The sequence below is a fragment of the Cellulosilyticum sp. I15G10I2 genome (assembly GCF_900095725.1).
In the GTDB taxonomy this organism is placed as follows: Bacteria; Bacillota; Clostridia; order Lachnospirales; family Cellulosilyticaceae; genus FMMP01.
The window spans coordinates 1,111,129-1,136,283 of record NZ_FMMP01000006.1; the positions used below are offsets into that span (position 1 = coordinate 1,111,129).

Sequence of the window (25,155 nt, forward strand, 5' to 3'; positions counted from 1 at the left end):
TTGCCAAAATCCTTCTTCAGATTTTCTACATGAATTTTAACCTTTCTACCTACCACGGTTAACTCTCCTTTCAACCCTCTTAGCAATCTTACTAAGCGAAATAATTACAACCATATACATAATACCAATGATTGCCCAGGTTTCCAAACTCCTAAGTGTATTACCACTGATGGTTCTACCCATATTAGTAAGCTCTGGGAATCCAATAACAGAAAGAATGGAGGTATCTTTTAAGGTAATGATAAACTGATTGATAATAGAAGGGATCATGGTACGGATGGCCTGTGGCAATACGACCAACCGCATGCTTTTACTATAATTTAAGCCAAGACTCCTGCTGGCTTCCATCTGTCCTTTATCAACACTTTCAATACCTGCACGGATAATTTCAGCCATATAGGCCCCACAGTTCATGGCAAGTGCAATGGTTCCCGCCGAAAGTGCAGTCAATCTGAAATTTTGTATGCCCAACATTTTAATACCGCTTGGCAAGCCAAAATAGATAAAAAAAGCTAAAACAATCAGTGGCACGCCACGGACCCCATCAACATATGCAGTCCCTAAAAAGTTTAAAAAACGGTTTTTCCCAACGTTCATCAAGGAAAAAATCAGCCCAATGATCATGGCAAAAAACAGCGATAACAACGTAAGCAGCAAAGTCTTCCCCAGTGCCTGAAGCAGCATTAAGCCATATGTTTGAATGATTGCAATCATAACTAAACCTCCCTATTCTAGTCACATATAGGATGATAGAAAGAACGTGAGATACCTGTAACAGTTTCTCACGTCCGTAATCAACTTTAATACACTATTATTTTAAATACGTATTAAGGATTTCATCGTATTTTCCGCTTGCTTTAAGGTTTGCAAGTCCGGCATTGAACATATCGAGTAATTCTTGGTTATCTTTATTCATAATAGCAAAGCCATAAGGAGCACCCTCACTTTCCATTCCCGCAGGGATTGTAAGCTTAAGGCCGCCTTCTTTGATGGAAGCTGCCATGATTGGTGTATCTTCTACACATGCTTCACTGTTTCCAAGAAGTACGTCTTGATACATAGTCGGTGAATCTTCAAAAACAGTCACTGTAAAGCCATATTGATCTTTTAAGCTATTTGCAAAGTCTGCTCCTGCTGTACCGTTTTTAACTGCCACATTTTTACCTTTAAGTGCTTCAAAACTGTTAATATCACTTCCCTCAGCTACTACAAAAGTCTGAGTTGCATTGAAATAGCCATCTGAGAAGATCCATCCAGAATCAATACGTTCTTGCTTGATTGTTGCCCCTGCAATAAGACCATCTGCCTGACCTACCTGAACTGCTGCAACTGCTGCGTCCCAACCGAGGCTATTTAATTCATATGTAAATCCCTGATCTTCTGCAATAGCAGCAAGTAAATCAACATCAATCCCTACAAATTCATTCTTTTCATTAGTATACTCAAAAGGTTTAAATACCGTATCTGTTGCGATGATCCATGTTTTTTCGTTTGTTGTTCCGTTAGATGCTGTTGAAGATGCTTCTTCAGTATTTTTAGAACCACATCCTGTTAATGATAAACCTGCAAGTAAAATTGTACATAAAGTTAAAGCTAAAGATTTTTTCATAATATTCTCCTTAATTTATAATTTATTCATTTTAAAAAAACAAACCTATGCATTAATCAAAAGAGATTAATATCTATTTACATAATACTTCAAGCAATATTATATACAATCACGTATATGTTGTCAATTTGTATAACTATTTACATGATTCTATAAAGGTGTATAATTCTTCCAAAAAGATGTAAGACCGATAACTCATGCCTTTAATTGATGCTGTGTCGTGGGGTTCAATGATGAGACGCTCTAACTCTTTAACCTATCCAGTATCTATTTTTTAGTCTTATGTTACATAAAGTATGTCGCTTTCTTACTTAGAAATATCACCCCTTTTTTCCCTAAACCCTATTTAGTCAAAAAAAATCAAGCCTTGATCATACGTTCGTTCCAAAGCTTGATGCTAATATACTTCCGCCTACTACATGACATGCCCTTTGTCTTAGCACACTACCCGTTCACATGATATTTTTACAGGAAACAAAATTTTTCTGGCGCCCTATTCGACTGTCATAGGTAAGAAAGCACCTCATTCCAGTAGCTTTCATCTACTGGGATCCCTTTTTTCTGATTTTCATTTCTTGTTGCTACTGACCTTTCGTTAGGATAATAGATTTTCCCGCCATCTTCAACAGGTTCCGAAGACTTAATGTAAGCAATAGTATCTTCAACCCATTTTTCCATATATGAAGCATCTCCCAATTTGCTAGTATCAAATGCAATGAATATCTGGCTGATTGAAGTCTCGGCTGGCAGTTTCCCAATCTCATAGGTAGAATTGCCTTGGGATAATATAGCTGCAAGCAGATCAAGCATAATGGAGAGCCCCGATCCTTTCCAAAATCCAATAGGCAGCACATGTTTTGACTCCCAAAGAAGTTTTGGATCACTTGTCAAATGCCCTTCTACATCATATCCTCCTGGGACAGGAAGCATTTTTTCTTCTTTAGCCATTTTTTCAATCATGCCATATGAGTACTGGGACACAGCCATATCAAGCATGATATGACCATTCTTTGTAGGCACTGCTAGTATAAATGGATTATTACCTATTCTATTTTCCCGTCCTCCCCATGGCGGCATGTTAGGCATTGTATTGGTAAAACAAATACCGATACATCCCGAGTCAGCTGCCTGCAGTCCATATGCCCCTCCCCTCATCCAATGATTGGTATTTTTTAAGGCTACACATCCTATACCATGTGTTGATGCCAGTTCAACAGCCCTTCCCATAGATCTTCTAGCATTCGAAGGCCCGATACCCATTTGCCCATCCCATTGTTCCAAAGGCCCAAAGCCGTTTAAGATGACAGGTACCGCATTCACTTTTATATAACCTTTTTTTATATAATCAATGGTCCTTGGAAATCTGTTTAGACCATGGGTATAAACACCATCCCGGCTATTTTGAGCAAAGAGTTCTGCATTCTCCATAGCAAGCTCAGATTCAAAACCCATTTTTATTAGCACCTGATAAAACACCACTTTCATTTCATCATACATTATTCTCATCGTTTATGCCTCACTTCCTCATTTGAATATTTTCCTTCAAACTTTTTCTTCCTACAAAATACTATGTTATTGATACCTTATTTATCGTTTTCTTTTTTTAGCAGATCTTCCATCTGCGCTTTAGCGTCTGGAGATAATGAATCTATAAGATAATTGTGTTCTGCTGTCTGCCTTTCTTTATAAGCCTGCTGTATGCTTTCACTAGCTCTCTCAATCTCAACTTTCAGTTCTCTTGCTGATAACAAAGCACATCCAGCTCCCCTGATAATAATCTGCTGCAAGCCATCTGATGTTGCAACAACTATTTTATATTTTTTCTGGTTGTCATGGGCGAACCTTTCAATATACTGATCTGCCGTCTGCGCCTCTCTCGTATAGACCATACGGATATTATGATAGTTGATAACTTCCTCAAGATGTCCCTGTACACGATAAGCATCAAATACAACGATGATCTGACACTTTATAATCCCCTGATAATTACTTAGAGCCTCAAGCAATTTTATTTTGGCCCCGTCCATATTATCCTGGGCAAGTTCTTTTAGCTCAGGCCATGCAAAGATAATATTATAGCCATCCACAAGGAGATACTCTTCTTTGTATTCTTTTTCTTTTTTTACATAATTTACAGGTTCATAATAACTTTCTCGGGCTGTTTTTTGTTTTTTCCAAACTGACTTTTTGCCTTGATTTGCAAAAAAGGTACCATGTATTATTTTGTCAATCTCTTCTAAATCAATCCATCTTTCTTCCGTATAGGAGGTCTTATTTTGAACAACTTCTTCCACGCCCACCTCTTTTTTCTGAAGGTAGCTTTCAACATGCATGTAGTTCTTTACTTCATCCCAAGCCACCAAGAAGCCGGTGCCATGGGCACAAAATACGGAACCTGTTGGATTTTCTATATCTCTTTCAGAATCATATCCGATACTATCTATGACTTCTTCTACATTATGGCATGGCGCATATCCCTTTAGACTGCAAAACAGTCTCCCATGGCCTTTGGTATAAGCGATTACCTCCTGCTGATAATTCCTCATGGTAACAACTGGGGCACTTCCCACAAGAATTGCCGTCTCACCATTTATTTCAGAAACTTCGCATGTACCCTGCATTTTCTCAATGTCTGTCATTGCCCTTCCTACCATTTTCTCTGGCAACTCCAACCAGAAGGCATAGTAAGGCTCCAGCACTATGGATTCTGCTTCTTTTAAGCCCTGGCGCACTGCACGATAGGTGGCCTCTCTAAAATCTCCACCTTCTGTATGTTTATTGTGTGCTCGGCCTGAGATTAAAGTGATCTTTATATCTGTAATCGCCGATCCTGTTAAAACACCCTTATGTGCCTTTTCTTCAAGGTGGGATAAAACCAGTCTTTGCCAGCTTTTTGCCAGCACATCCTCACTACAGTCTGATCCAAATTGCAGGCCGCTTCCTGGTACCCCCGGCTCAAGCAGCAGATGCACCTCCGCATAGTGTCTCAGCGGCTCAAAGTGCCCAACTCCCTCTACGATACTCGCAATAGTCTCTTTATAGACAATCTTTCCTTCATTAAATATTACTTTAATGCCAAAACGCCTTTCTATAAGACTCTGTAAAATTTCAATCTGAACTTCTCCCATAATCTGCGCTTGAATTTCCTGCAGCACTTCATCCCAAACAATATGAAGTTCTGGTTCCTCTTCCTCTATCTGACGCAGCTTAGGAAGTATCACTCTTGGATCACAGTCATCCGGCAATATAATCTGATACGACAGTACAGGTTCAAGCGACGGTGTATCTGAAGCTTTCTCTATCCCTAAGCCTTCTCCTGATCTAGTTTGACTGAGGCCTATGACAGCGCATACAGAGCCTGCTTGCACCTCATTTACTGCCTCGTATTTCTGCCCAGAATAGAGACGGATCTGATTAACTTTCTCTTCCCAAATGCCATTTGTTAAAATATCCTTCACCTTAAGTCTGCCGCCTGTAAGCTTCATGTATGTCAGCCGGTTTCCTTGATCGTCCCTTGTTATTTTGAATATTTTAGCTCCGAATGCATCGGGATAGGAAGGAATACTTGCATACTTCACAATACCTTCTATAAATGCCTCAACACCTTCTAATTTTAAAGCCGAACCAAAAAAACACGGAAATACTTTGCGCTTCATGATCGCTTTTTTAATCTGAAAAGTTTCAATATGTTCTGCTTCCAAATAGGCTTCCATCAGTATTTCATCACACATCGCCAGTTGATCGTAAAAGTCCTCTGTCTTGCTTTGTTCAAATACAACACAGCCATCATCCAGTTGCTTTTTCAATTCTCTCATTATTTTTTCCTTATTCGTCCCACTTTGATCCATCTTATTGACGAATAAAAAAACGGGTATCTGATATCTGTCTAAGAGCCGCCATAATGTTTTGGTATGCCCCTGTACACCATCTGCACCACTTATGACTAGAATAGCATAATCCAATACCTGGAGTGTGCGCTCCATTTCAGCCGAAAAATCTACATGTCCAGGAGTGTCTAATAAGGTAATCTGGATTTCATCTACCTCAAACATAGCTTGCTTGGAGAAAATAGTGATGCCTCTTTCCCTTTCTAGCTCATAGGTGTCTAAATAGGCATCCTTATTATCCACTCTTCCTAATTTTCGAATTTTACCACTCTGATAAAGCATGCTCTCTGATAATGTCGTCTTACCTGCATCCACATGTGCTAATATTCCAATGACTAATTTTTTCATAATTTATTTCAAATCCTTCATTTGTAGTCTATTTTTAAAGTTTTCTGCGTTTAGGTCCGTATGGCGTTTGTTCTACTATTATGATACCAGTAAGTTTGGAATATGACAAATAGTTGTATTACTTTCATACTAAAAATAAAAACGAAAATGTACCCGGTATCTTAGCGAGACAAAAAAGCATCCAGATTTCAGCCTGAATGCTTTTTTGATTCTTATAATAAATTTCTATATTCTCTTCTACCATCAACAATAGCATATATTATAACTGTCTGATTCCCCTCATTTATCTTATAAAACACAAGATGCTTTTCAACAATTATTACTCTATATCCTTGCTTTTTTAATATAGAATATCTTGGTATACTTCATAATTCAGGAAACTTTTGAAGAAGATTGATTGCAGTTTCTATTTTTTCCAGATATCTTAACGCAATATCTACATCACTAGAACATAATAGTGTTGTGATACTCGTTCATCTCCTTGAGAGTTCGCTTCTTGTAACTAAGAATGACTCCACTACTTTATGTGCTTTTACTAATGAGCTGGATGTTGGGTGGCTTTTCTATCTCTTCGTATGTCTAACGAGGTTGTAACACATAAAACACGGTGGTAACTACTCTATTTTATTATTATTTAAGCTGAGGTGTAACTAGATGATTATTGTTGGTATTGATATAGCTAAAAATAAACATGATGTAATTATTATTGATTCTAACGGTAATACATTAACCAAATCCTTTAGAATTTCTAACTCTCACTGCGTTCTTGGGAACATATCAACTACAAAATCAAGACCTCTAATATAAATCTATATCCAATTTTCTAACAAATTTTCATCAATAATTGCCATACTTCCTTACCAATAATTTTACTATAATATTTTGATTATTTCTTGTAGATTTTCAATCCAACTATTTAAAAGTTTTGTATCGCTTCTCAATTGTGCTGCATTCTTTTCATAACCTTGTAGCAGTTTGATTTGATGTTCATAATAACACCGCCACTTTATAAACATCTTCTTGCTATCCAAAAAGTTACCCCACTCATTATTATTTATCTGACCTTGTAGCGCTTCAATTTGTATTTTGAAGTTCTCAGCTGGCAACCCCATTTGTTTTTTGAAATCGGAAAATATAAACTGTTTTTGGAACAGTTTTTTCTTCTGCCAATTTTGATATTGATCAAAAAAAACATCTGCAAGACTCTTAAACAAGAATGACAAATTATCAAAATCAACCTGTGTTTGCATACTATTTGATTTTTCCTTGTCATTGCTAATTAAACCACTATCCATCAATACTTGATAGGACATGATTTCTTTTCCGTTATACTGTTTTGCCATTACAACAGAAACCGCATAGCCCACTCCTGCAATCTCGGCATCCGTAATTAGTTCTTCAAGTGATTTGTAAAATTCTTCTGTTGTAATTCCCAGTGAAAATGCCACAATTTCAACTGCTTTAACAGCCGTATCTGTTTTTACAAATCCGGGGGCTATTGAGTATGTAATAATGCCCGTTCCTTCAATTTCTTCACACAAGGTATTACAAAACTCCATCTGCGCAGTTTTAAATATTTCATAAGCCGACATATACGGAGTTGGAGCCGCTGATGGTACAAAGACAATAATCCCGCCTGTGTCCTTCATGGAAGAAATAAATTTTTTCGTTAAAAGGACAGGTGCTCTCAAGTTTACAGCATAACTTAGATCCCAATCGGATATTGAAACCGTGTCAATCGCTCCCATCGGAACAATGGCGGCATTATTTATCAGAACATCAAGACGTGTGTATTTGTCCATAATATACTTGTACAACTTATCAATCTGCCTTTCATCTGTAATGTCAATCTGAAAAAAATCCACAATACCATTAAGGTCTTCCGCATTTATCAGTTTCTGAGCCTGCTTTCCTCTGCCAGCATCTATTTCCGCAATGATTACATGAGCGCCCATGTAGGCAAAAGCCCGTGAAGCCTCAATGCCTATTCCACCTCCACCGCCTGTAATCAACACAATTTTATTTTTAAGTGCGTTTTTGTCATAATTATTTTTCTCCAGAATCATATTGTTCCTCCTTGAAAGGTGTACTATTTTTCATAGTTATTATTTGCTCCTAGTATATCAACAAACCAGTTTGATTCTGGGTAAGGTATTTCAGGATTAAGGGCTATCATTTCCACATATGCTTCTATGGAAAGCCAAAATGTCATTGCTAACGCCATAGGATTTCCTTTGCGAATCATTCCTTGACGTTGACCTTCTTCAATAGTAATAATTGATTTAACAATAATGTCGTTTTGTTCCAGTTTTTCTTTTATATGGATTGGTAAGTTCTGATTGCGTTGTGCTTGTTTCATCAATACAAAATATTTAGCATAATCATGGTCTAATTTTACTACATCGAAAATATGGTTTGCTGATTTTATAAAGTATTCAACAGGATTGTCATATTGAGGGAAATATTGTCCTGTACGTCCTGCTAATGCAATGTTAATCAATTCTTCATGTAAAACATCGACTGATTCAAAATAATGATATAGCAATCCAAGGCTCATTCCTGCTTCCTCTGCAATATCATTTATTTTAGTTGCTTCATAACCTTTGCAAGCGAAAAGCTTCAGACCAGCTCGCAAAATATCTTGCCGCCGTTTTTCTTTTTGTTCTTCTCTTTTTGTCATTACACGCTCCATCTTATTAAAATATATTTCATTGAAATTATTTTCAATATTTTATCAAATAATCAACTACAAGTCAATATGGAGACCGAAAAGTATATATAGCACCGTTTTTATATACTCTATTACCGTCTATGGTATGATGTGTGTACTCATATCCAAAGCTGAAAGATGAACGGTAAAATGGAATAGCTTTAACAATAGCACCCTAGTCTCAACCTATCCTATAAACAGCAGTTCCCATGTCTCGCAAGGCAAAAAGCCGTTCTGTAGTCTTAACCTTAAATTATATTTTATATTCCAAACCATACTTGGAGGAAAAAAACAAGGTTTCCAGCAATCGATTGTTTTTACCGAAAGTCTGAAAACCTTTGATTTCAAGCCCTTTAGAGTCTATTTATTTATCTTTGCGTGACATCAAACAGACCGTCTCCACATGGGTAGTATGCGGAAACATATCTACAGGCTGTACTTTTTCTACTTGAAAACCATTTTGTGTCAGATACGCTAAGTCTCGCGCCAGCGTAGCTGGATCACAGGACACATAAACTATATTTTTTGGATTCATCGTAATGAGTGTTTCTAAAAGTTTTGGGTCGCAGCCTTTTCTTGGTGGGTCTACTACAATAGTATCAGCTATAATGCCTTCTTGATACATCTTCGGAATAACTTCTTCGGCTTTTCCCACATAAAATGCTGCATTAGTAATATGATTAAGTTCAGCATTAGCTTCAGCATTTTCTATAGCTTCTGGCACAATTTCTACCCCATATACCTTTTTAGCTTTCTCAGCTAAAAAAAGAGAAATAGTCCCTATACCACAATAGGCATCCCACACAGTCTCTGTACCCGTTAGGTTTGCAAACTCTAAGGCTTTATCATATAATACTTTGGTTTGCAGCGGATTAACTTGAAAGAAAGATAAAGGGGATATTTTAAACTTCAGGTGTCCTATAGTATCTATAATATAAGAAGCGCCATAGATCACTGTCATCTGAGTGCCTAAAATCACATTCGTTTGATCTGTATTGTGATTTAAAACAATACTTTTGACTGCCTCTATTTCTTTTAGCTGCTCAATCAGTTTATCTTGATGGGCTAAAGTATTGCCGTTAATAACAAGACATACCATAATCTCTTGGGTGTGATAAGCCGTTTTAATTAAAAGATGCCTCACTAGCCCTTGATGGGTTTCTTCATTGTAAATAGAAATATTATACTTAAGAAGAAAGTTTTTGACGATCTCTATAATACGTTCATTTCTAGGATCTTGAATATCACAACCTTCTGAGGCCACTATACGATGACTTCTCTTAGCAAAAAAGCCTATTTTAAGTTCTCCGTTTTCTTTGCGGATAGGATATTGTGCTTTATTGCGATAGTTAAAAGGCATCTCCATTCCGAGGGTGTCTTCTACCTGTATATCTTGAAGACCTCCTATGCGTCTTAGTGCCTCTTTGACTTTCTTAGTCTTCCATTTAAGCTGTTCACTATATGCAATATGTTGCAGCTGACAGCCACCGCATAAGCTTGCACTACTGCATCTTGGCATAGTACGGATAGGTGAAGGCTCAATAATACGCAGCATCTTACCATAAGCAAAACTTTTTTTAGCCTTTACAATATGAACTTCTGCTTTATCACCTGTCACTGTATGAGGTACAAATACTATAAAATCATCTATCTTCCCTATACCTTCTCCTTCTGCCCCAATATCTATGATCTCTATCTCATACCGTTCATTTTTATTAAGTGGTGTTTCCATGTTTTGCTCCTAATTTAAGTTTTTTGACTCATCATTGCCTTTTAACAAAAGTGATTTGATAGCTTGTGCCAGAGCCTGATCATCTAGTTTCTGCATCTTATCCATTGTATTTCTTTGAATATATCTATCTAAAAGCGACGAAACCTTTTTAGGCTGATCTTCTTTTTCAGGTTGATTTTCTTTTTTCATTCTAGTTCTCCTCCTCACTAAATTCACAAACAGTCTTGTGACACACACAATTTCTGCACTTAATATATGATGTTTCTGGCTGCACCCGGCTACTATCATCTAACATATTTCTCATTTGAGTTAGGGTGTATTTAAGTTGTTTTCTTATTTTATAAGTATTTTTGATCGTAAACGTTTTATTAGCATAAACGAGTTTACCATAGGGCGGCCTTTTGTCATAGACCTCCTCAATAATTAAAAAATAAGCAGCTAATTGATAAATGTCACCTAGATGTGGGACATCTTCTTTTAGCGTACCACTTTTTATCTCAAGCGGAATGTATTTTTTTAAAAACCATGTTTGAAAAATATAATCTGGTTTGCCTTGAAGCTGAAGCTTAGGGGCTATAAGGAGTTTAGTTCCCTTCTGATCTGCATAAATGGGTGAGGCCAGCCTCACACCTAAATCTCTTTTATTTTTCACCTTATACTGAGGCTTTAAACACATGCAAAGCGCCAAAACAATAAGTACAAGTATCCCCATTTGAAAAATTACCGCCATTTGATCACCAACGCTAAGCCTATAATTATTAACAATAAGATTAGAAGATCTTGTAAAACTTTTTTCAAACGATAGTTTCTATAATATCTGTTGTGGAATTTCTGTCCTTTTACAAAATTTGATTCATGCTGGCTAGATTGTATCCCTAAGGCCTTATAGCGTTCTGAAATTGCACGTGCGCCATAATATCTCGTATAATACCATTGAAAAGGACAATAAATAAATCGATTGATTTCATTAGCTGATATTTTGTGACTGTTATTTTTCATAGATTAACTTTTCGAATATTCCTATTTAAAATTTTATGATAGCCAGCATAAATATCGTCACCCTGCGTTGTTCTTAAAAATTCTTCAACCATTTTAAGCTTAGCATCTGCATAGTCTGCTAAGTGTACAATCATGGCTTCTAAGCATTTAGGTCTTTTGGGAGAACCATATTCATATTCTCCATGGTGTGAAAGTATAATATGCTTAATAAGCATTTCTAATTCTTTGGGAAACCCTTCTATCTGGCTAATCCTGTCATGAATAAACTCTGCCCCCATTACAATGTGACCTATAAGTTGTCCTTCATCTGAATAATCATTTTTTGGGAAGTTGGTGAGTTCATAAAGCTTTCCTAAATCATGGAGCAAACAGCCTGCAATAACTAGGTCCTTATTTATACCAGTATAGAGCTCTGCCATGCTAACCCCGAGTTTAGTAACTGTTACAGTATGTTCTAACAAGCCACTTAAGTAAGCATGATGAACACTTTTAGCTGCACTATGCACTAGAAATTCTTGGTAGATTCCTTCATCATAAAAAATATCCTCGAGCAGTTTTTTAACAAATGGCTGCTGCACTTGTTCAATAAATGTAAAGAGTTCTGTCTCAAGCTGCTCTACATCCTTTAATGTATGAGGTATAAAATTTTTCAAATCATACTCAGAAGCTTCTGCTTTTTTAAGTTTAGTAATACTTAGCTGAAGATTATCTTGGTATAAAAGGACTTCTGCCTCAACACTTACTATATCATCCACCTCAAAGGGCATAATGCCACTATGTAGTGACCATATTTTCCCATCTATTATTCCTGTACGATCCTGCAATTTAACCGTGCAATAATCTTTGCCGTTTTTATTTTTTAAGACTTGTTTATATTTACACAAATATTGTGCCTTTATATTCTCTTGCGCTTTTAAATCACAAATTAAGGTCATATCATCTCTCCCTATTGTATTCTACAGTAATACTACCAAAACTTCTTGCTCTTTTCAATGACCCGAACGTAATTATATGAAAAAGACATAGTAACTGCTTAATGCATAACTATGTCTTTTGCTATTATCTATAGGATACTTTGGGCATTTCTCTAAGTTTAAGCTGAAGTGTTTTTTTCTCATTATTTCTAATAATCTTGACTTCTACAGCATCTCCCACCTTTTTAGTATTTAAAAGCTCTTTAAGCTGATTCATGCCTGTAATTTGAATACCATCAAACTGAAATAAAATATCATTAGCTCTCATCCCTGCAAGTTCTGCGCTGCTGCCTGCTGCTACTTCTACAATATAAACCCCTATCGGTATCTCGTATAGTTCTGCTGCCTTTACATCAATATCTTTGCCTACAATACCTAATGCAGGTCTAGATATTTTACCATTTTGTAATATTTCTTCGATAATTGGTTTAATATCATTAATAGGTATTGCAAAACCCATACCTTCTATTTGACTGTCTACTAACTTGATCGTATTAATACCTATTACTTCCCCTGTCGGACCTACAAGAGCTCCGCCACTGTTACCAGGATTGATTGCAGCATCGGTTTGGATGAGTTTTAACTTCTTATCTACAAGCTGCACTTCTCTATTAAGTGCACTGATAACCCCTACAGTAACTGTATTATTATAAGCTTCATCAATAGGGTTTCCTATGGCTACTGCAAGTTCTCCCACATGTAAATAATCACTGTCTCCAAGCGGTGCCACCTTAATATCATTCAGTGCTTCTGCAGGAATATCTGATTTTTCTACAGCTATTACAGCTATATCTGTTACTGTGTCTGCCCCTATCATTTCTGCTTCAACCTTAGTATTGCCTAAAAAGTTAACGACTAAGCTGTTAGAACCTTCTACAACATGGGCATTGCTCACGATATAGATCTTTTTGTCATCTTGTTTAAAAATAACGCCTGAACCAAGACCTGCTTGATTAAACTCACCATACCATGTCGTTACAACTTGATTATTTTTGATAGAAACAACTGATGGCCCAATATTATTTGCAATATCTGTAATTGAATTATTGGTTGTAAGCGGAAGTACTCTGTTTGCACCTTCTAATATATTACCTGTAAGCTGTCCGTCTTGCCCATTATTGATCAGTCCATTATTTTTGTGGTTTGTATTATAATAATCATTGGCATAAGGTGATAAAAAGGCAAAACTTGCACCAATAGATAGTCCTCCTACCAAACTGACTACTACTAGTCCTGTGATAAACTTGCCAAAAGATCCTTTTTTCTTCTGAGGCTGCGAAGCATGTTCATCCGACCTATATACTGGAATCTGCTGGCTATAAGAAGGTTCCTGATAGGGGGGAGATGGTATCTGCTCCTTATAGGCCATAGGATTTGCGTCATAAATAGCATCATTATAACTGGATTCACTAAATTTATTAACATCTATATACTGGTTTTCATTATTATAACTTGATGATGATTCATAGGGTGAATCATCACCATTATTAAATGGATTTAAATGATTGTCGTCGTACATAAGTATTTCCTCCTTATCAATAATAGATTTTTGTAATGATAAGTATATACCTAGTTTATGAATTAATTATTAAAGCATTGTAAAAATAAACCCCTATTAATATGAACAAAATTTGTATGTTTTATAACTTTTTAGATGTGCTGATTGTAAAAGTAAAAGTAACGAGTTCATCTGCGTTAGAACTTACTTCGATTGTTTCATCATGCAGTTTAATAATCTCTTTAACAATTACAAGTCCTAAGCCCAGGCCTTTCTTATACTTGCCTCTGGAAGCATCGCCTTTATAAAATCTATTCCAGATATCTTTTTGTTCTTGTTCTGTAATAGGTTCGCCGCTGTTACCAATACCAATAACCATTTTATTATTTTTTAGACTTGTTGTAATTTTAATTATGCCATTATCATCTACAAATTTAAAGGCATTGTCTAGTAAATTTTGTATGACGCGGGCGATCATATCAATATCTGCCATCACATAAGGCTCATCTTCCTCAAATATGCTCTCAATATAAACATTTTTTTGCTTTGCAATAGGCTCAAAAGTTGCAAGTATACCTTTAATCATTGTTGTAATATTAAAAGTAACTTTTTGGATAGGTGTAGAACCTTCTTCCATTTTACTAAGTTCTAAAATCGTATTGGTCATCGTAATCATTCTCTGGGATTCACCAAGCACAATATTTAAATATTTTTCTTGATTATCTTTAGGAATTGTGCCGTCTAAAAGGGCAGTTACAAAGCCTTGAATAGATGTCAGCGGCGATCTTAGATCATGGGATACGTTTGCAATAAACTTCCTTCTGCTTTCTTCAATTTTATCGAGCTCTGTCGCCATATGATTGAGAGACAGTCCAAGTTCTGCTATCTCATCTTGACCTGTTACTTCAAGCCGCTTATCAAATTGCCCGCTGGCAATTTGCTTAGCTACTGTATTCATTTCTTTAAGAGGTTTTGTCATCTGTTTTGAAATAATATAGATCCAAATTAAAGCCAAAGTCGCGGTAATACTTACTACTTTTAAAATGATATTTCTGACTTCGTCTATTGTTTGAAGTATAAGGGGCATAGGGGTATGGATAAATAAGGCATACTGGATCTGCCCTAATACTTCGACCGGGTAGCCGATCGTCAACACTGGTGTTGAAAAGTATTCTTTAAAACCATCCTCTATTTTTACAATATTGCCATCAAATACTTTTTTTATAACAGCTGCATCCGGAATAGTTTTATCTACAAAGGGGACATTACTGTTTTCCGAAACCACAACAATCGTATTTGATCTATCAATAAGCCAAGTAGTAGACTGTAAATAGCTGTCCATTACCTGTATCCTGAAAAGTATTTTTTCAAGCGTATCTTTTGTTGAACGACCATAAATGCCTACTTTATAATATTCTTTTGCAATATTGTCTGCTTGCTTAATCATAATATCTTGTGTATAGGCTACAAAATAAGACTGAAACGCATTTGTAAAAACAACAAACAAAAAAACAAGTGTCATCATCAGAATACTAATATAAACTGTAACTAATCGACTAAAAAGAGTTGGAAAAACAAGCTCTTTTTTTATTTTTCGAATTTGTAGCCTACTCCCCAGACGGTTTTTATGCTCCATGTATGATCACCCTCGAATTTATCCCTTAGTCTTTTAATGTGTACATCTACTGTTCTTGTATCACCTACAAAATCATAGCCCCATATCTTATCAAGCAGCTGCTCCCTTGTAAATACCTGTCTCGGATGACTTGCCAGGAAGTACAACACCTCTAACTCCTTAGGCGGAAGTTCTATGACATTGCCCTCATACGTCACCGAATAGTTGTCTTTGTCTATAATCAGATTATCCAACATAATTCTATTTCTCACCTTGGAAGGTTCTATCTGCACTATACAGCGTCTTAAAACAGCCTTTACTCTTGCAATAAGTTCCTTGGGATCAAACGGTTTAACAATATAGTCATCTGCACCCAGTTCAAGTCCGAGTACCTTATCAAACACTTCACCTTTTGCTGTCAGCATAATAATAGGTGTCCTGTTAATCTTGCGTATTTCCTTACATACATCATAGCCATCAAATTCTGGCAGCATAATATCCAGCAAAACAATATCTGGACTATACTCTTCAAAAGCCTCTAGTGCCTCCCTGCCGCTATAGACCTCTTTGGTATGATATCCTTCTTTTTGAAGATATAAGGAAATAAGTTCTGAAATATTTGCATCATCATCTACAATCAATACCTTTATCATATGAACGCCACCCTCCTATTTTATGGTTACAACCGTTACACCCATTTCACCCTCACCATATTTTCCTGGTCTATGGGCTTCTATATGTGGGTGTCTTTTTAGCATGTTTGTAATACCTGCTCTTAAAGCACCGGTTCCTTTACCATGTATAATCGTTACTTGTTTTAATCCTGATAAATATGCATCATCTAAATATTTATCAACTACTTGAATCCCTTCATCAACTAACATACCTCTTATGTCAATTTCAGGTGAAATTGTACTTGTCTTTGAAACATTATAGCTTACTGATCCTTTAGAAGACTTAGGCTTATTAACCTTCTTTTCTTGGTGCGTTTCTTCCTCTAACTTTTGAAGATTTGAAAGATGCACCTTCATTGGCAGTATCCCAAGCCTTACAATAACATGCCCACTGCTATCTAAGGGCTCTATAACAATACCTTTTTGCATCAATGAAGTCACCATAACCTCCTGACCAACACTTACCGTTTTTAATTTTTTAGCTGCAGCACTTTTAAATCCTAAGCTTTTATTCACTTGCTGATCTTGTTGTTTGGTTACTTGATGCATGTTGCTTTTAACTTGCTGCAGCTCTTTTTCATCAATCATAACTTGTGCTTTACGCGCTGCACTTCTTACTTCTTTTAAAACTTTATCCGTTTCAGCTTCTGCTTGCTTAAGAATCTCTTTTGCCTTGAGTTCAGTACGTTCTAATATCTTTTTTCGGGTTTTTTCTATTTTTTGTCTTTCATTTTTGATTTCTTCTCTTAATTTTTCCGCTTCTGCTCTAAATTCTTTAGCACGCAAACTTTCTATTTCAGCAGTTTTTTTGCTTTGCTCCAGATCCAATAAAATATCTTCCATCTTAACATTCTCTTTATGCAAAAATACTTTTGCATCTTCAATAAGATACTCAGCTAACCCAAGCTTCATTGAAATAGCAAAGGCATTACTTTTACCTGGTACGCCAATAAGAAGTCTATATGTTGGCTGAAGGGACTCTAAATCAAATTCAAAACTCGCATTTTCTACCCCATCAGTTGATAATGCATAAAGTTTAAGTTCACTATAATGGGTGGTTGCGACTGTTCTTATTTGCTGCTTTCTAAGATGTTCAAGAATAGCCATAGCAAGTGCTGCACCTTCTATCGGATCTGTTCCTGATCCTACTTCATCCATTAATACAAGTGAGTTAGTTGTCATCTGCTCTAAAATACTAACGATATTAGTCATATGTGCTGAAAATGTACTTAAACTCTGCTCAATACTCTGTTCATCACCTAAATCTGCATAAATCCCATCAAAAACAGCTATTTCACTACCTTCAGCTGCAGGGATTTGAAGACCAATCTCTGCCATTAGTGTGAATAAGCCTATTGTTTTAAGCGCAACTGTCTTGCCTCCAGTATTGGGCCCTGTTATGAGAAGCGTCGTAAATGCTTTTCCAATGTGGACATCAATAGGGACTACCGTATCTTTACTTAAGAGTGGGTGCCTTGCACGTTTTAGCTGAACATAGCCCTCATTGTTAAGTCTAGGTTCCCTGCAGTCATATTTAAGTGAAAACTCAGACCTGGCAAAAATCAGATCTAATTTAATAAGGTTATCATAATTAATAGCAAGTGCTGATGTAATCCCTGCAATCTGACTAGTAAGGTCAATCAGTATTTTTTCTATCTCTGCTGCTTCCTTTGTCTCTAAACTCTTAAGTTCATTACCGAGATCAACCACGGCCATCGGTTCAATAAATACCGTAGCCCCTGTTGAAGACTGGTCATGCACAATACCTTTGAACTGATTTTTATATTCAATTTTAATAGGTACACAGTATCGGTCTCTTCTCATAGTAATAACAGCTTCTTGGAGCATATCTTGATATTTATTGGCATGAATAATGCCTTGCAGTGTTTCTTTGATCTTACCGTTAATCGACCTCATCTGCTTTCTAATATGAAAAAGCTGATCTGTCGCTGCATCTGCAAACTGCTCAGGTGCTATAATACACCTGTCAATTTCACGCTCAAGTGCTGAATAAATAGACAAACTTTCAAAATAGCCATCTAAGTGTTCATAAACATATTCTTTGTGCTGATCTTCTTTTTGATAACTTTTAACCTGTCTTGAAGTACGCAAAATATCTCTTACCTGTAATATTTCACCACTATTTAATACGGCCCCAATCTCCACTCTTTTAAGAATCGGCTTGATCTCTTTAAGGTTTGCAATCGGTATTCTTCCTTTTTTAATACTCATGTTGATCGCTTCTTTTGTTTCATTCTGGAGTATGCGCACACTTTCTATATCAGCAAGCGGCAAAACCGTATCGACCTTTCGCTTTCCCCCATCTGTTAAAGCAAATGCCTTTAAAATTTCTCTTATCTTATGAAATTCTAATTTATATAAAGTTTTTTCATTCATTATTTAACCTCTTATAGATAGTATTTGAAACTTACGTTTATTATGGCACATCTTAAAGGTTTTGAAAATATGTACATTATTAATAATACGTAAAATCCTCAGATTAAATACTTTAATCTGAGGATTTTTACCCGATTTCATACGTATTCTATAAATCGCAAACTGTTTATAGCCTACTTTTGCATTAAGTTTTAATAATACGAGCGCCTGTCACATAATTTCGCGTATAATACGGGCTGTTAAGACTGCTAATCATAACCCCACGGTTTCCATCGGCGTGTAAAAACCTATCTGCGCCTGCATAAATACCTACATGAGAAATTTTTCCTCTGTTCTTACCTGAAGTATCAAAGAAAACTAAATCTCCTGGGATAAGCTCGGATTTAGCTACACGCTTGCCGTCTCGTACCTGCATATAAGAGACTCTGCTGATATCGATATCAAAAGTCTTATATATCTCTTTGGTAAGGCCGGAGCAATCTACACCTCTTTTGAGGTCATTGCCTCCCCATCTATAAGGCGTCCCAATAAATTGTTTGCCATAGTCTACTATCTCTTCTCCTAGGATTTTGCTATAAGGAACAAGTTCCGGTAATGCAACTTGTACATATTGTTTATAAACCCATCCTTCCTCATTATTCATCATAATCTTATACCACTCTTCATTTTGTCCAACAACACGTATTGCTTTATTATCAGCACGCATGATGACCTGAGCATAAATATTAGGATATCTTCTTATATTAATATTTTTCCCAATAATTTTACCTGATATCCCTGTATAACTTGGAAAAATTCTATTTGCATTTATATCACTTGCGTAGACCTGTATTATAGGTAAAAACAGGAAGCTCGCTATAAATACACATCTCCTAAAGTTTTTCATAATTCCCTCCTAAAATGTACATCTTATCCCTTTAAATGGCACAAAATAATCATTTTATATTATGGAAAGATTTTTCAATTATTATACACTTTAGAATAAACTATTTTTATTTACCATTCATAGCGATGCAGCTGTCCCTTAGTCTCTAATGTTAAAAACTCATTTTGTCTAAGGGCTTCATATAAAACAATAGCTGCTGAATTAGAAAGATTAAGGGAACGGGCTTCTTTAATCATAGGAATTCTTATGGCAGTTTCTTTATAATTTAACAAAATCTCTTCTGGAATACCCGCACTTTCCTTACCAAACATAATATAAGCATCTTCTTCATACTGCACCTCAGTATAGGTCTGCTTAGATTTAGTTGTTGCCATATAAATCTTAGGATAATCATTCTGTACTAAAAAATCTTCAAAGTTTTTATAAGTCCTCACATCTAAAAGTTCCCAATAATCTAAACCTGCTCTTTTAAGATTTTTCTCATCAATCGAAAAGCCTAAAGGTTCAATAAGATGCAACTTAGCGCCAGTAGCTGCACAAGTTCTTGCGATATTCCCTGTATTTTGCGGTATTTCTGGTTCGTGTAAAACAATATTCATATTCTTCACCCTCTGTTTATTTAATGTATTTTTATCTAATAAACTCTCTGATATTGTATAAGATTAGCAAGACCTGCTGGGAATGTTTTTTGACTTGACTCGGGTATGGCAGCGGCAGATTGTCCGAAAACTAATTCAAATCTAAGTAATTCAAAGACTAGCAGGGGAGATTTTAGGATTCGGAAGTTGCCTCTGGAGAATTTCGTATAGAAAATCTTAGCAGTTTATTTAAATGGCTTTTAGCCGCACTGTTTGAGCGCAGCGAGTTTGCGGCGTTCATTTAAAGAAAGTGCTTAGATTTTTAGAAATACGCAAGCGAGCAACTGGAGAATCCTAAAATTCTCCTGCGGACCTCATACAAAACACTTATTTATTCTTGTTATCTTTATTCAGCTTACTAAAGGCTTCTGCAAAAGCAAAGTTACCCGTATCTTCATTTTCTTTCTGTATCTTCTTAAGGTATTTGCCTACATCCTTTTTATTCAGCTTATCATTTGAGGTACGATACTGCTTATTATAAGCTGCCACCTTTTGTCTAAACGTGCAGGTAGTACAAACATAGACAGAACCTTCACCTTCTCCTCTTTGTTCGAGCTTCTTGTGGCACTGCGGACATCTTACATTTGTAAATCTGCTGATTGTTTCTCTATAGCCGCAGCTTCTATCTTGGCAGACATACATCATACCGTGCTTACCTTTAACCTCCAGCATGAATTTTGAACATTCTGGGCATCTCTTACCCGTTAGATTATCATGGACATATTTATCACTGCTTGCTTTGACGGCCTTAACTAAGTCACTGCTGTAGCTTCTGATTTTCTCCATAAACGTATTAGGATTTAGCTTGCCTAGGCTAATTTGTTCAAGTTCCATTTCCCACTTAGCGGTAAGCAGCGGAGATTTAAGGTCTTGTGGAACAAGCTCAATAAGTTGCTTGCCTTTTGAAGTGGGCACAATGTCTTTACCATTTTTTTCGATATAGTACATATTATAAAGCTTTTCTATAATATCGGCTCTTGTTGCAACGGTTCCTATCCCTCCAGTCTCACCTAAGGTTTTAGCAGAGCTTTTATCAACCGTTACATACTGATGGGGTTTTTCCATCGCTGATAAAAGTGTTGCTTCTGTAAATCGTGTTGGTGGTTTTGTCATTAAACTGTTTTTTATGACAGTATTAATTTTTATAAGATCACCTTGGTTTAGTTTTGGTAAATTTTGATCTTCTTCCTCGGTGTCATCAATTTCTCTTTCATACAGGGCCTTCCAGCCTTTTGAAATCACATGCTTTCCTTTTGCCAGGAAGTTATGGCCTCCTATATCTGCTTGCAATGTAACCCCTGTATATTCAAAAGGATCCATCATCACACTTAAAAATCTTTTAATAACAAGATCATAAATTTTTCTTTCATCTGAACTTAAATTTGCAAGCCTTACTGACTCTTCTGTAGGAATAATCGCATGATGATCAGACACTTTGCTATTATCTACAAAACCTTTATGAGATTTAATCCCTTTATTTAGAATTGCCATACTAAAACTTCTATAGTCCCCTATTGCAATACTTTTCAATCTTTCTTTAAGCGTTGGTACAATATCTTCTGATAAATATCTGGAATCTGTTCGTGGATAAGTAAGTACTTTATGGCTTTCATAAAGTCTTTGCATAATAGATAGTGTTTCTTTTGGACTAAATCCAAAATATTTATTGCCATCTCTTTGAAGTTCTGTAAGATCATAAAGTGCAGGGGCATACTGCTTTTTAGCAGAAGTTGTAATGGCTTTTACTGTCCCTGTCTTACCCTGTACTTCTTTTAGAATGCGCTCTGCTTGTTGTTCATCAAATAATCGCTTCTGCTCCTTAGCTTCATAATTTAACTGAAAGCCTTGGCACTTGGCTGTAATCGTATAATAGGGTATTGGTTTGAAATTTTTAATTTCTTCTTCTCTTTTAACAACCATTGCCAACGTCGCCGATTGTACGCGCCCTGCTGAAAGCTGTGCATTATATTTACAAGTAAGTGCCCTTGTTACATTTAGTCCAACCAGCCAATCCCCTTCTGCACGACATACTGCTGCTTTATAAAGAGATTCATAGTTAGTTCCCGGCTTTAACTTTTTAAAACCTTCTAAAATTGCTTTATCTGTAACAGATGAAATCCAAAGTCTTTTGAGTGGTTTTTTGCAACGTACTTTTTCTAAAGTCCACCTGGCAACCAGTTCGCCTTCTCTGCCTGCATCAGTCGCTATAATAACTTCTGTAATATCTTTTCTATTCAATAACTCCCGAACAACATGAAACTGCTTGCTGCTTTCTTTAAGAACGACTAACTTCATATCTTTTGGAAGCATTGGCAGCGTCTCCATACTCCATACTTTATATTTATCATCATAGCTTTCTGGATCTGCAAGACCTACTAAATGGCCAAGTGCCCATGTTACTACATAATCATTACCTTCTATATAACCGTTGCAGGCCTTCTGACATTTTAAAACCCGCGCTATATCTTTTCCTACACTTGGCTTTTCTGCAAGCACTAATTTTTTTGACATTTTATTATCCTCTCTTAATACAATCTATTCACAACCTATTATAGCAATCATACCTATTATAGCATACATTACAAAAAGGATACCTCTTTTGAGATATCCTTTTATGTTTTATCTAACTGTCTACTACATAAGTATATTAAATTGAATTGTGCGCTTTATAATGCATAATCCTGCTCTTTGAATAAGGCCTTCAAAATATTAATATCTTTTGTTTTTCCAAGAGCTAACATAAGTTTAATCCTTGCTTTTAAGCCTCTCATATCGCCACCCATAACAACCCCTAAATCTACAAGTTCTTTGCCACCGCCTTCATAACCATAGCTCTCAAATACTCGGCCAGAACTGCATCTTGAGACAATAACAACAATTACCCCTTTATTTAACGCATATTTGATCCCCTCTAGCATTTTAAGTGGTACATTACCTCTTCCCATACCTTCTATAACAATGCCAACTGCCCCTGAGTCAACTGAGCTTCTGATAAAGCGATCATCCATATCAAGTGTTGCCTTAATAAGATCTACTCTTCGCTCTACGCTATCTGTATCAATATATTGTTTATAAGCACAATGTCTATATATGATAAGTTCATGTGTATCAATAATGCCAACAGGTCCATAAGGTGACTGAAAAGTATCGAGAGATGATGTATTGGTTTTAGCAACCTCAGACGCTAAATTAATATCGTCATCTAAAACAACTAGCACGCCTTTTTCTTTAGTTTTTGGTGATACTGCTACCTGAATACCAGCAGCTAAGTTGCTCGCCCCGTCATAACCTAGTTCTGAAACATTTCGCATGGCACCAACAAATACAACAGGTTTTGTATGTTTAATGGTTAAATCAATAAAATAAGCTGACTCTTCTAGTGTATCGGTACCTGTTGTAACAACAACACCTGATATATCCTCTTGATCAAGCGTATTTTTAATCAGCTTCTTAAGTTCCAATAACTTGTCAATCGTTATATGTGGTCCTGGGATATTACAAAAGTTTATAACTTTTATTTCTATATCTTGATTTTGATTTGAAATCAATGCCAATACCTGTTCTCCTGATAAAGCTGGAACGGCAGCGCCTATTTCCTTATCTAGGTTCATAGATATAGTGCCACCGGTAAAAATAATACAAACCTTTTTTTTATGCATGTTATGCCTCCCTATATAACTAGAATATCATTACTATTATATCCTAAACATTCATAATAAGTCGGCATTTTTTCAAATTTTTGCTTTTTTATTTTCTCTTTTTAAGTTCACTTTCAACTTCCTGCCATGTAAGACCTTTTTCTGCTATAAGCACTGTTAAATGATACATAAGATCTGATATTTCAAAGGCTAACTCAGAATTTTTTTCTTCTTTGGCTGCTATTACTACTTCTGTACATTCTTCGCCTACTTTTTTAAGGATTTTATTAACCCCTTTTTCAAACAGATAATTTGTATAGGACCCTTCTTTAGGATGTATTTTGCGATCATAAATGACATCATAAAGCTCTGTAAGCATATTTTTATCTGCTTGCCCACTTAATGACTCTTCTGTATTTTCTACTTCTTTGATTTCTTCTTTAAGTTCTCTGAAAAAACAACTCGAGTTCCCTGTATGACAAGATATACCATTTTGCTGTTCAATTTGCAGAAGAAGCGTATCCCCATCACAATCTATACTCATACTTTTAAGGTATTGATAGTTAGAAGATGTTTCTCCTTTTAGCCAAAGTTCATTTCGGCTTCTGCTATAATAATGGACTTTTCCAGTCTCTATAGTTTTCTTTAATGACTCTTCATTCATATAGGCAAGCATTCTTACCTTTTTTGAATGCACATCTTGTGCAATAACAGGAACCAGACCTTGCGCGTCATATTTCACTTCTTTTAAAAATGTTTCTTTTGTCATTGTGCTAATCTCCTTATAATCTCACCGGAACATTTTGTGCCTTGAGGTATTTTTTAAGTTCTGCAATTTCTAATTCTTTGAAATGAAATAAGGAGGCTGCAAGCGCAGCATCTGCCCGCCCTTCCTTAAAGGCATCTAAGAAGTGCTCCATTTTACCTGCACCGCCTGAGGCAATAACTGGAATAGAGACCGCTTCACTTACGAGCCTTGTCACTTCTAAATCATAGCCCATTTTGGTACCATCAGCATCCATACTGGTAAGGAGAATCTCTCCCGCCCCTCTTTCCTGGGCAAGCTTTGCCCATGTGATTACATCTAGGCCAGTAGGTATCCGGCCTCCATGGATATAAACTTCAAATCCTTCTCCATCTGATTTTCTTTTAGCATCAATGGCTACAACTATACATTGACTGCCAAAACGCTCTGCCCCTTTATTAATAAGTGTAGGATCTTTAATGGCCGAGGAGTTCATGGATATTTTATCCGCCCCTGCATTAAGGATATTACGAATATCTTCAATGCCTCTGATCCCACCGCCTACTGTAAGCGGTATAAAGACTTCACTTGCTGTACGTTCCACCACGTCCAAAATAATGTTTCTCTCATCCGATGAAGCGGTAATATCTAAAAATACAACTTCATCAGCCCCTGCATCGCTGTACGCCTTCGCAATCTTAACAGGATCTCCTGCATCAATCAAATTAACAAAATTGATACCTTTTACAACTCTTCCGCCTTTTACATCAAGACATGGTATAATTCTTTTACTAAGCATGATTAC

23 protein-coding genes are annotated in these 25,155 nt (G+C 36.2%); 1 reads left to right on the plus strand and 22 read right to left on the minus strand.

Annotated features, from left to right (window positions below):
* Positions 1–45 precede the first annotated feature (45 nt).
* The 5 genes from BN3326_RS05450 to BN3326_RS22860 form a co-directional block, all read right to left on the minus strand.
* Complete coding sequence (locus BN3326_RS05450) at positions 46–714, minus strand: amino acid ABC transporter permease (RefSeq protein ID WP_069998083.1); 669 nt, start codon at positions 712–714, stop codon at positions 46–48.
* Positions 715–811: 97 nt separating this feature from the next.
* Positions 812–1,609 carry a transporter substrate-binding domain-containing protein gene (locus BN3326_RS05455; RefSeq protein WP_069998084.1) on the minus strand — a complete coding sequence of 266 codons (798 nt, stop codon included), beginning with the start codon at positions 1,607–1,609 and terminating at the stop codon, positions 812–814.
* Positions 1,610–2,113: 504 nt separating this feature from the next.
* Positions 2,114–3,115 (minus strand): 3-dehydro-L-gulonate 2-dehydrogenase, encoded by a 1,002-nt coding sequence (gene yiaK, locus BN3326_RS05460; protein WP_069998085.1) that lies wholly within the window; start codon positions 3,113–3,115, stop codon positions 2,114–2,116.
* Positions 3,116–3,192: 77 nt separating this feature from the next.
* Entirely contained in the window at positions 3,193–5,844 is a 2,652-nt protein-coding gene (locus BN3326_RS05465) for a translation factor GTPase family protein (protein ID WP_069998086.1), read from the minus strand.
* A 212-nt stretch (positions 5,845–6,056) separates the two neighbouring features.
* Positions 6,057–6,206, minus strand: a complete 150-nt coding sequence (locus tag BN3326_RS22860) for a type II toxin-antitoxin system RelE/ParE family toxin (RefSeq protein WP_442857201.1) — start codon at positions 6,204–6,206, stop codon at positions 6,057–6,059.
* A gap of 292 nt (positions 6,207–6,498) precedes the next feature.
* Between BN3326_RS22860 and BN3326_RS22755 the strand changes: the two genes are divergently transcribed.
* Positions 6,499–6,651: an IS110 family transposase gene (locus BN3326_RS22755; RefSeq protein WP_141722849.1), complete on the plus strand. Its 153-nt coding sequence runs from the start codon at positions 6,499–6,501 to the stop codon at positions 6,649–6,651.
* 65 nt (positions 6,652–6,716) lie between these two features.
* Here BN3326_RS22755 and BN3326_RS05470 read toward each other — a convergent pair whose 3' ends face one another.
* The 17 genes from BN3326_RS05470 to hisF all read right to left on the minus strand — a co-directional run bounded on the left by BN3326_RS05470 (position 6,717) and on the right by hisF (position 25,149).
* Positions 6,717–7,910 carry an SDR family NAD(P)-dependent oxidoreductase gene (locus BN3326_RS05470; RefSeq protein WP_069998087.1) on the minus strand — a complete coding sequence of 398 codons (1,194 nt, stop codon included), beginning with the start codon at positions 7,908–7,910 and terminating at the stop codon, positions 6,717–6,719.
* A gap of 23 nt (positions 7,911–7,933) precedes the next feature.
* Complete coding sequence (locus BN3326_RS05475; RefSeq protein ID WP_069998088.1) at positions 7,934–8,524, minus strand: TetR/AcrR family transcriptional regulator; 591 nt, start codon at positions 8,522–8,524, stop codon at positions 7,934–7,936.
* Positions 8,525–8,918: 394 nt separating this feature from the next.
* Positions 8,919–10,286 carry a 23S rRNA (uracil(1939)-C(5))-methyltransferase RlmD gene (rlmD, locus tag BN3326_RS05480; RefSeq protein WP_069998089.1) on the minus strand — a complete coding sequence of 456 codons (1,368 nt, stop codon included), beginning with the start codon at positions 10,284–10,286 and terminating at the stop codon, positions 8,919–8,921.
* Positions 10,287–10,295: 9 nt separating this feature from the next.
* Entirely contained in the window at positions 10,296–10,475 is a 180-nt protein-coding gene (locus tag BN3326_RS05485; protein WP_069998090.1) for a hypothetical protein, read from the minus strand.
* Between the two features lies 1 nt (position 10,476).
* Entirely contained in the window at positions 10,477–11,016 is a 540-nt protein-coding gene (locus BN3326_RS05490) for a CRISPR-associated protein Cas4 (RefSeq protein WP_069998091.1), read from the minus strand.
* A gap of 265 nt (positions 11,017–11,281) precedes the next feature.
* Positions 11,282–12,220, minus strand: a complete 939-nt coding sequence (locus BN3326_RS05495) for a 3'-5' exoribonuclease YhaM family protein (RefSeq protein WP_069998092.1) — start codon at positions 12,218–12,220, stop codon at positions 11,282–11,284.
* Between the two features lie 124 nt (positions 12,221–12,344).
* Positions 12,345–13,778, minus strand: a complete 1,434-nt coding sequence (locus BN3326_RS05500) for a S1C family serine protease (protein WP_069998093.1) — start codon at positions 13,776–13,778, stop codon at positions 12,345–12,347.
* A 121-nt stretch (positions 13,779–13,899) separates the two neighbouring features.
* Entirely contained in the window at positions 13,900–15,393 is a 1,494-nt protein-coding gene (locus tag BN3326_RS05505) for a sensor histidine kinase (protein ID WP_069998094.1), read from the minus strand.
* Positions 15,345–16,025, minus strand: coding sequence for a response regulator transcription factor (locus BN3326_RS05510; protein WP_069998095.1), 681 nt, complete (start codon positions 16,023–16,025; stop codon positions 15,345–15,347). The genes BN3326_RS05505 and BN3326_RS05510 overlap by 49 nt, the downstream gene beginning before the upstream one ends.
* A 15-nt stretch (positions 16,026–16,040) precedes the next feature.
* Positions 16,041–18,443, minus strand: coding sequence for an endonuclease MutS2 (locus tag BN3326_RS05515; protein WP_069998096.1), 2,403 nt, complete (start codon positions 18,441–18,443; stop codon positions 16,041–16,043).
* 3 nt (positions 18,444–18,446) lie between these two features.
* Positions 18,447–18,584 (minus strand): hypothetical protein, encoded by a 138-nt coding sequence (locus tag BN3326_RS22200; RefSeq protein ID WP_207646308.1) that lies wholly within the window; start codon positions 18,582–18,584, stop codon positions 18,447–18,449.
* Between the two features lie 43 nt (positions 18,585–18,627).
* The gene (locus tag BN3326_RS05520; RefSeq protein ID WP_069998097.1) at positions 18,628–19,329 is read right to left on the minus strand and encodes a C40 family peptidase; all 702 of its coding nucleotides are present in this window, start codon (positions 19,327–19,329) and stop codon (positions 18,628–18,630) included.
* 110 nt (positions 19,330–19,439) lie between these two features.
* Positions 19,440–19,928, minus strand: coding sequence for a tRNA (uridine(34)/cytosine(34)/5-carboxymethylaminomethyluridine(34)-2'-O)-methyltransferase TrmL (trmL, locus tag BN3326_RS05525; protein WP_069998098.1), 489 nt, complete (start codon positions 19,926–19,928; stop codon positions 19,440–19,442).
* A 366-nt stretch (positions 19,929–20,294) separates the two neighbouring features.
* Positions 20,295–22,478 carry a DNA topoisomerase III gene (locus tag BN3326_RS05530; RefSeq protein ID WP_069998099.1) on the minus strand — a complete coding sequence of 728 codons (2,184 nt, stop codon included), beginning with the start codon at positions 22,476–22,478 and terminating at the stop codon, positions 20,295–20,297.
* A 155-nt stretch (positions 22,479–22,633) separates the two neighbouring features.
* Complete coding sequence (locus BN3326_RS05535) at positions 22,634–23,626, minus strand: asparaginase (protein WP_069998100.1); 993 nt, start codon at positions 23,624–23,626, stop codon at positions 22,634–22,636.
* Between the two features lie 88 nt (positions 23,627–23,714).
* Positions 23,715–24,374 (minus strand): bifunctional phosphoribosyl-AMP cyclohydrolase/phosphoribosyl-ATP diphosphatase HisIE, encoded by a 660-nt coding sequence (hisIE, locus tag BN3326_RS05540; RefSeq protein WP_069998101.1) that lies wholly within the window; start codon positions 24,372–24,374, stop codon positions 23,715–23,717.
* A gap of 13 nt (positions 24,375–24,387) precedes the next feature.
* On the minus strand, positions 24,388–25,149 hold the full coding sequence (gene hisF / locus BN3326_RS05545) for an imidazole glycerol phosphate synthase subunit HisF (RefSeq protein ID WP_069998102.1): 762 nt from the start codon (positions 25,147–25,149) through the stop codon (positions 24,388–24,390).
* Positions 25,150–25,155 lie beyond the last annotated feature (6 nt).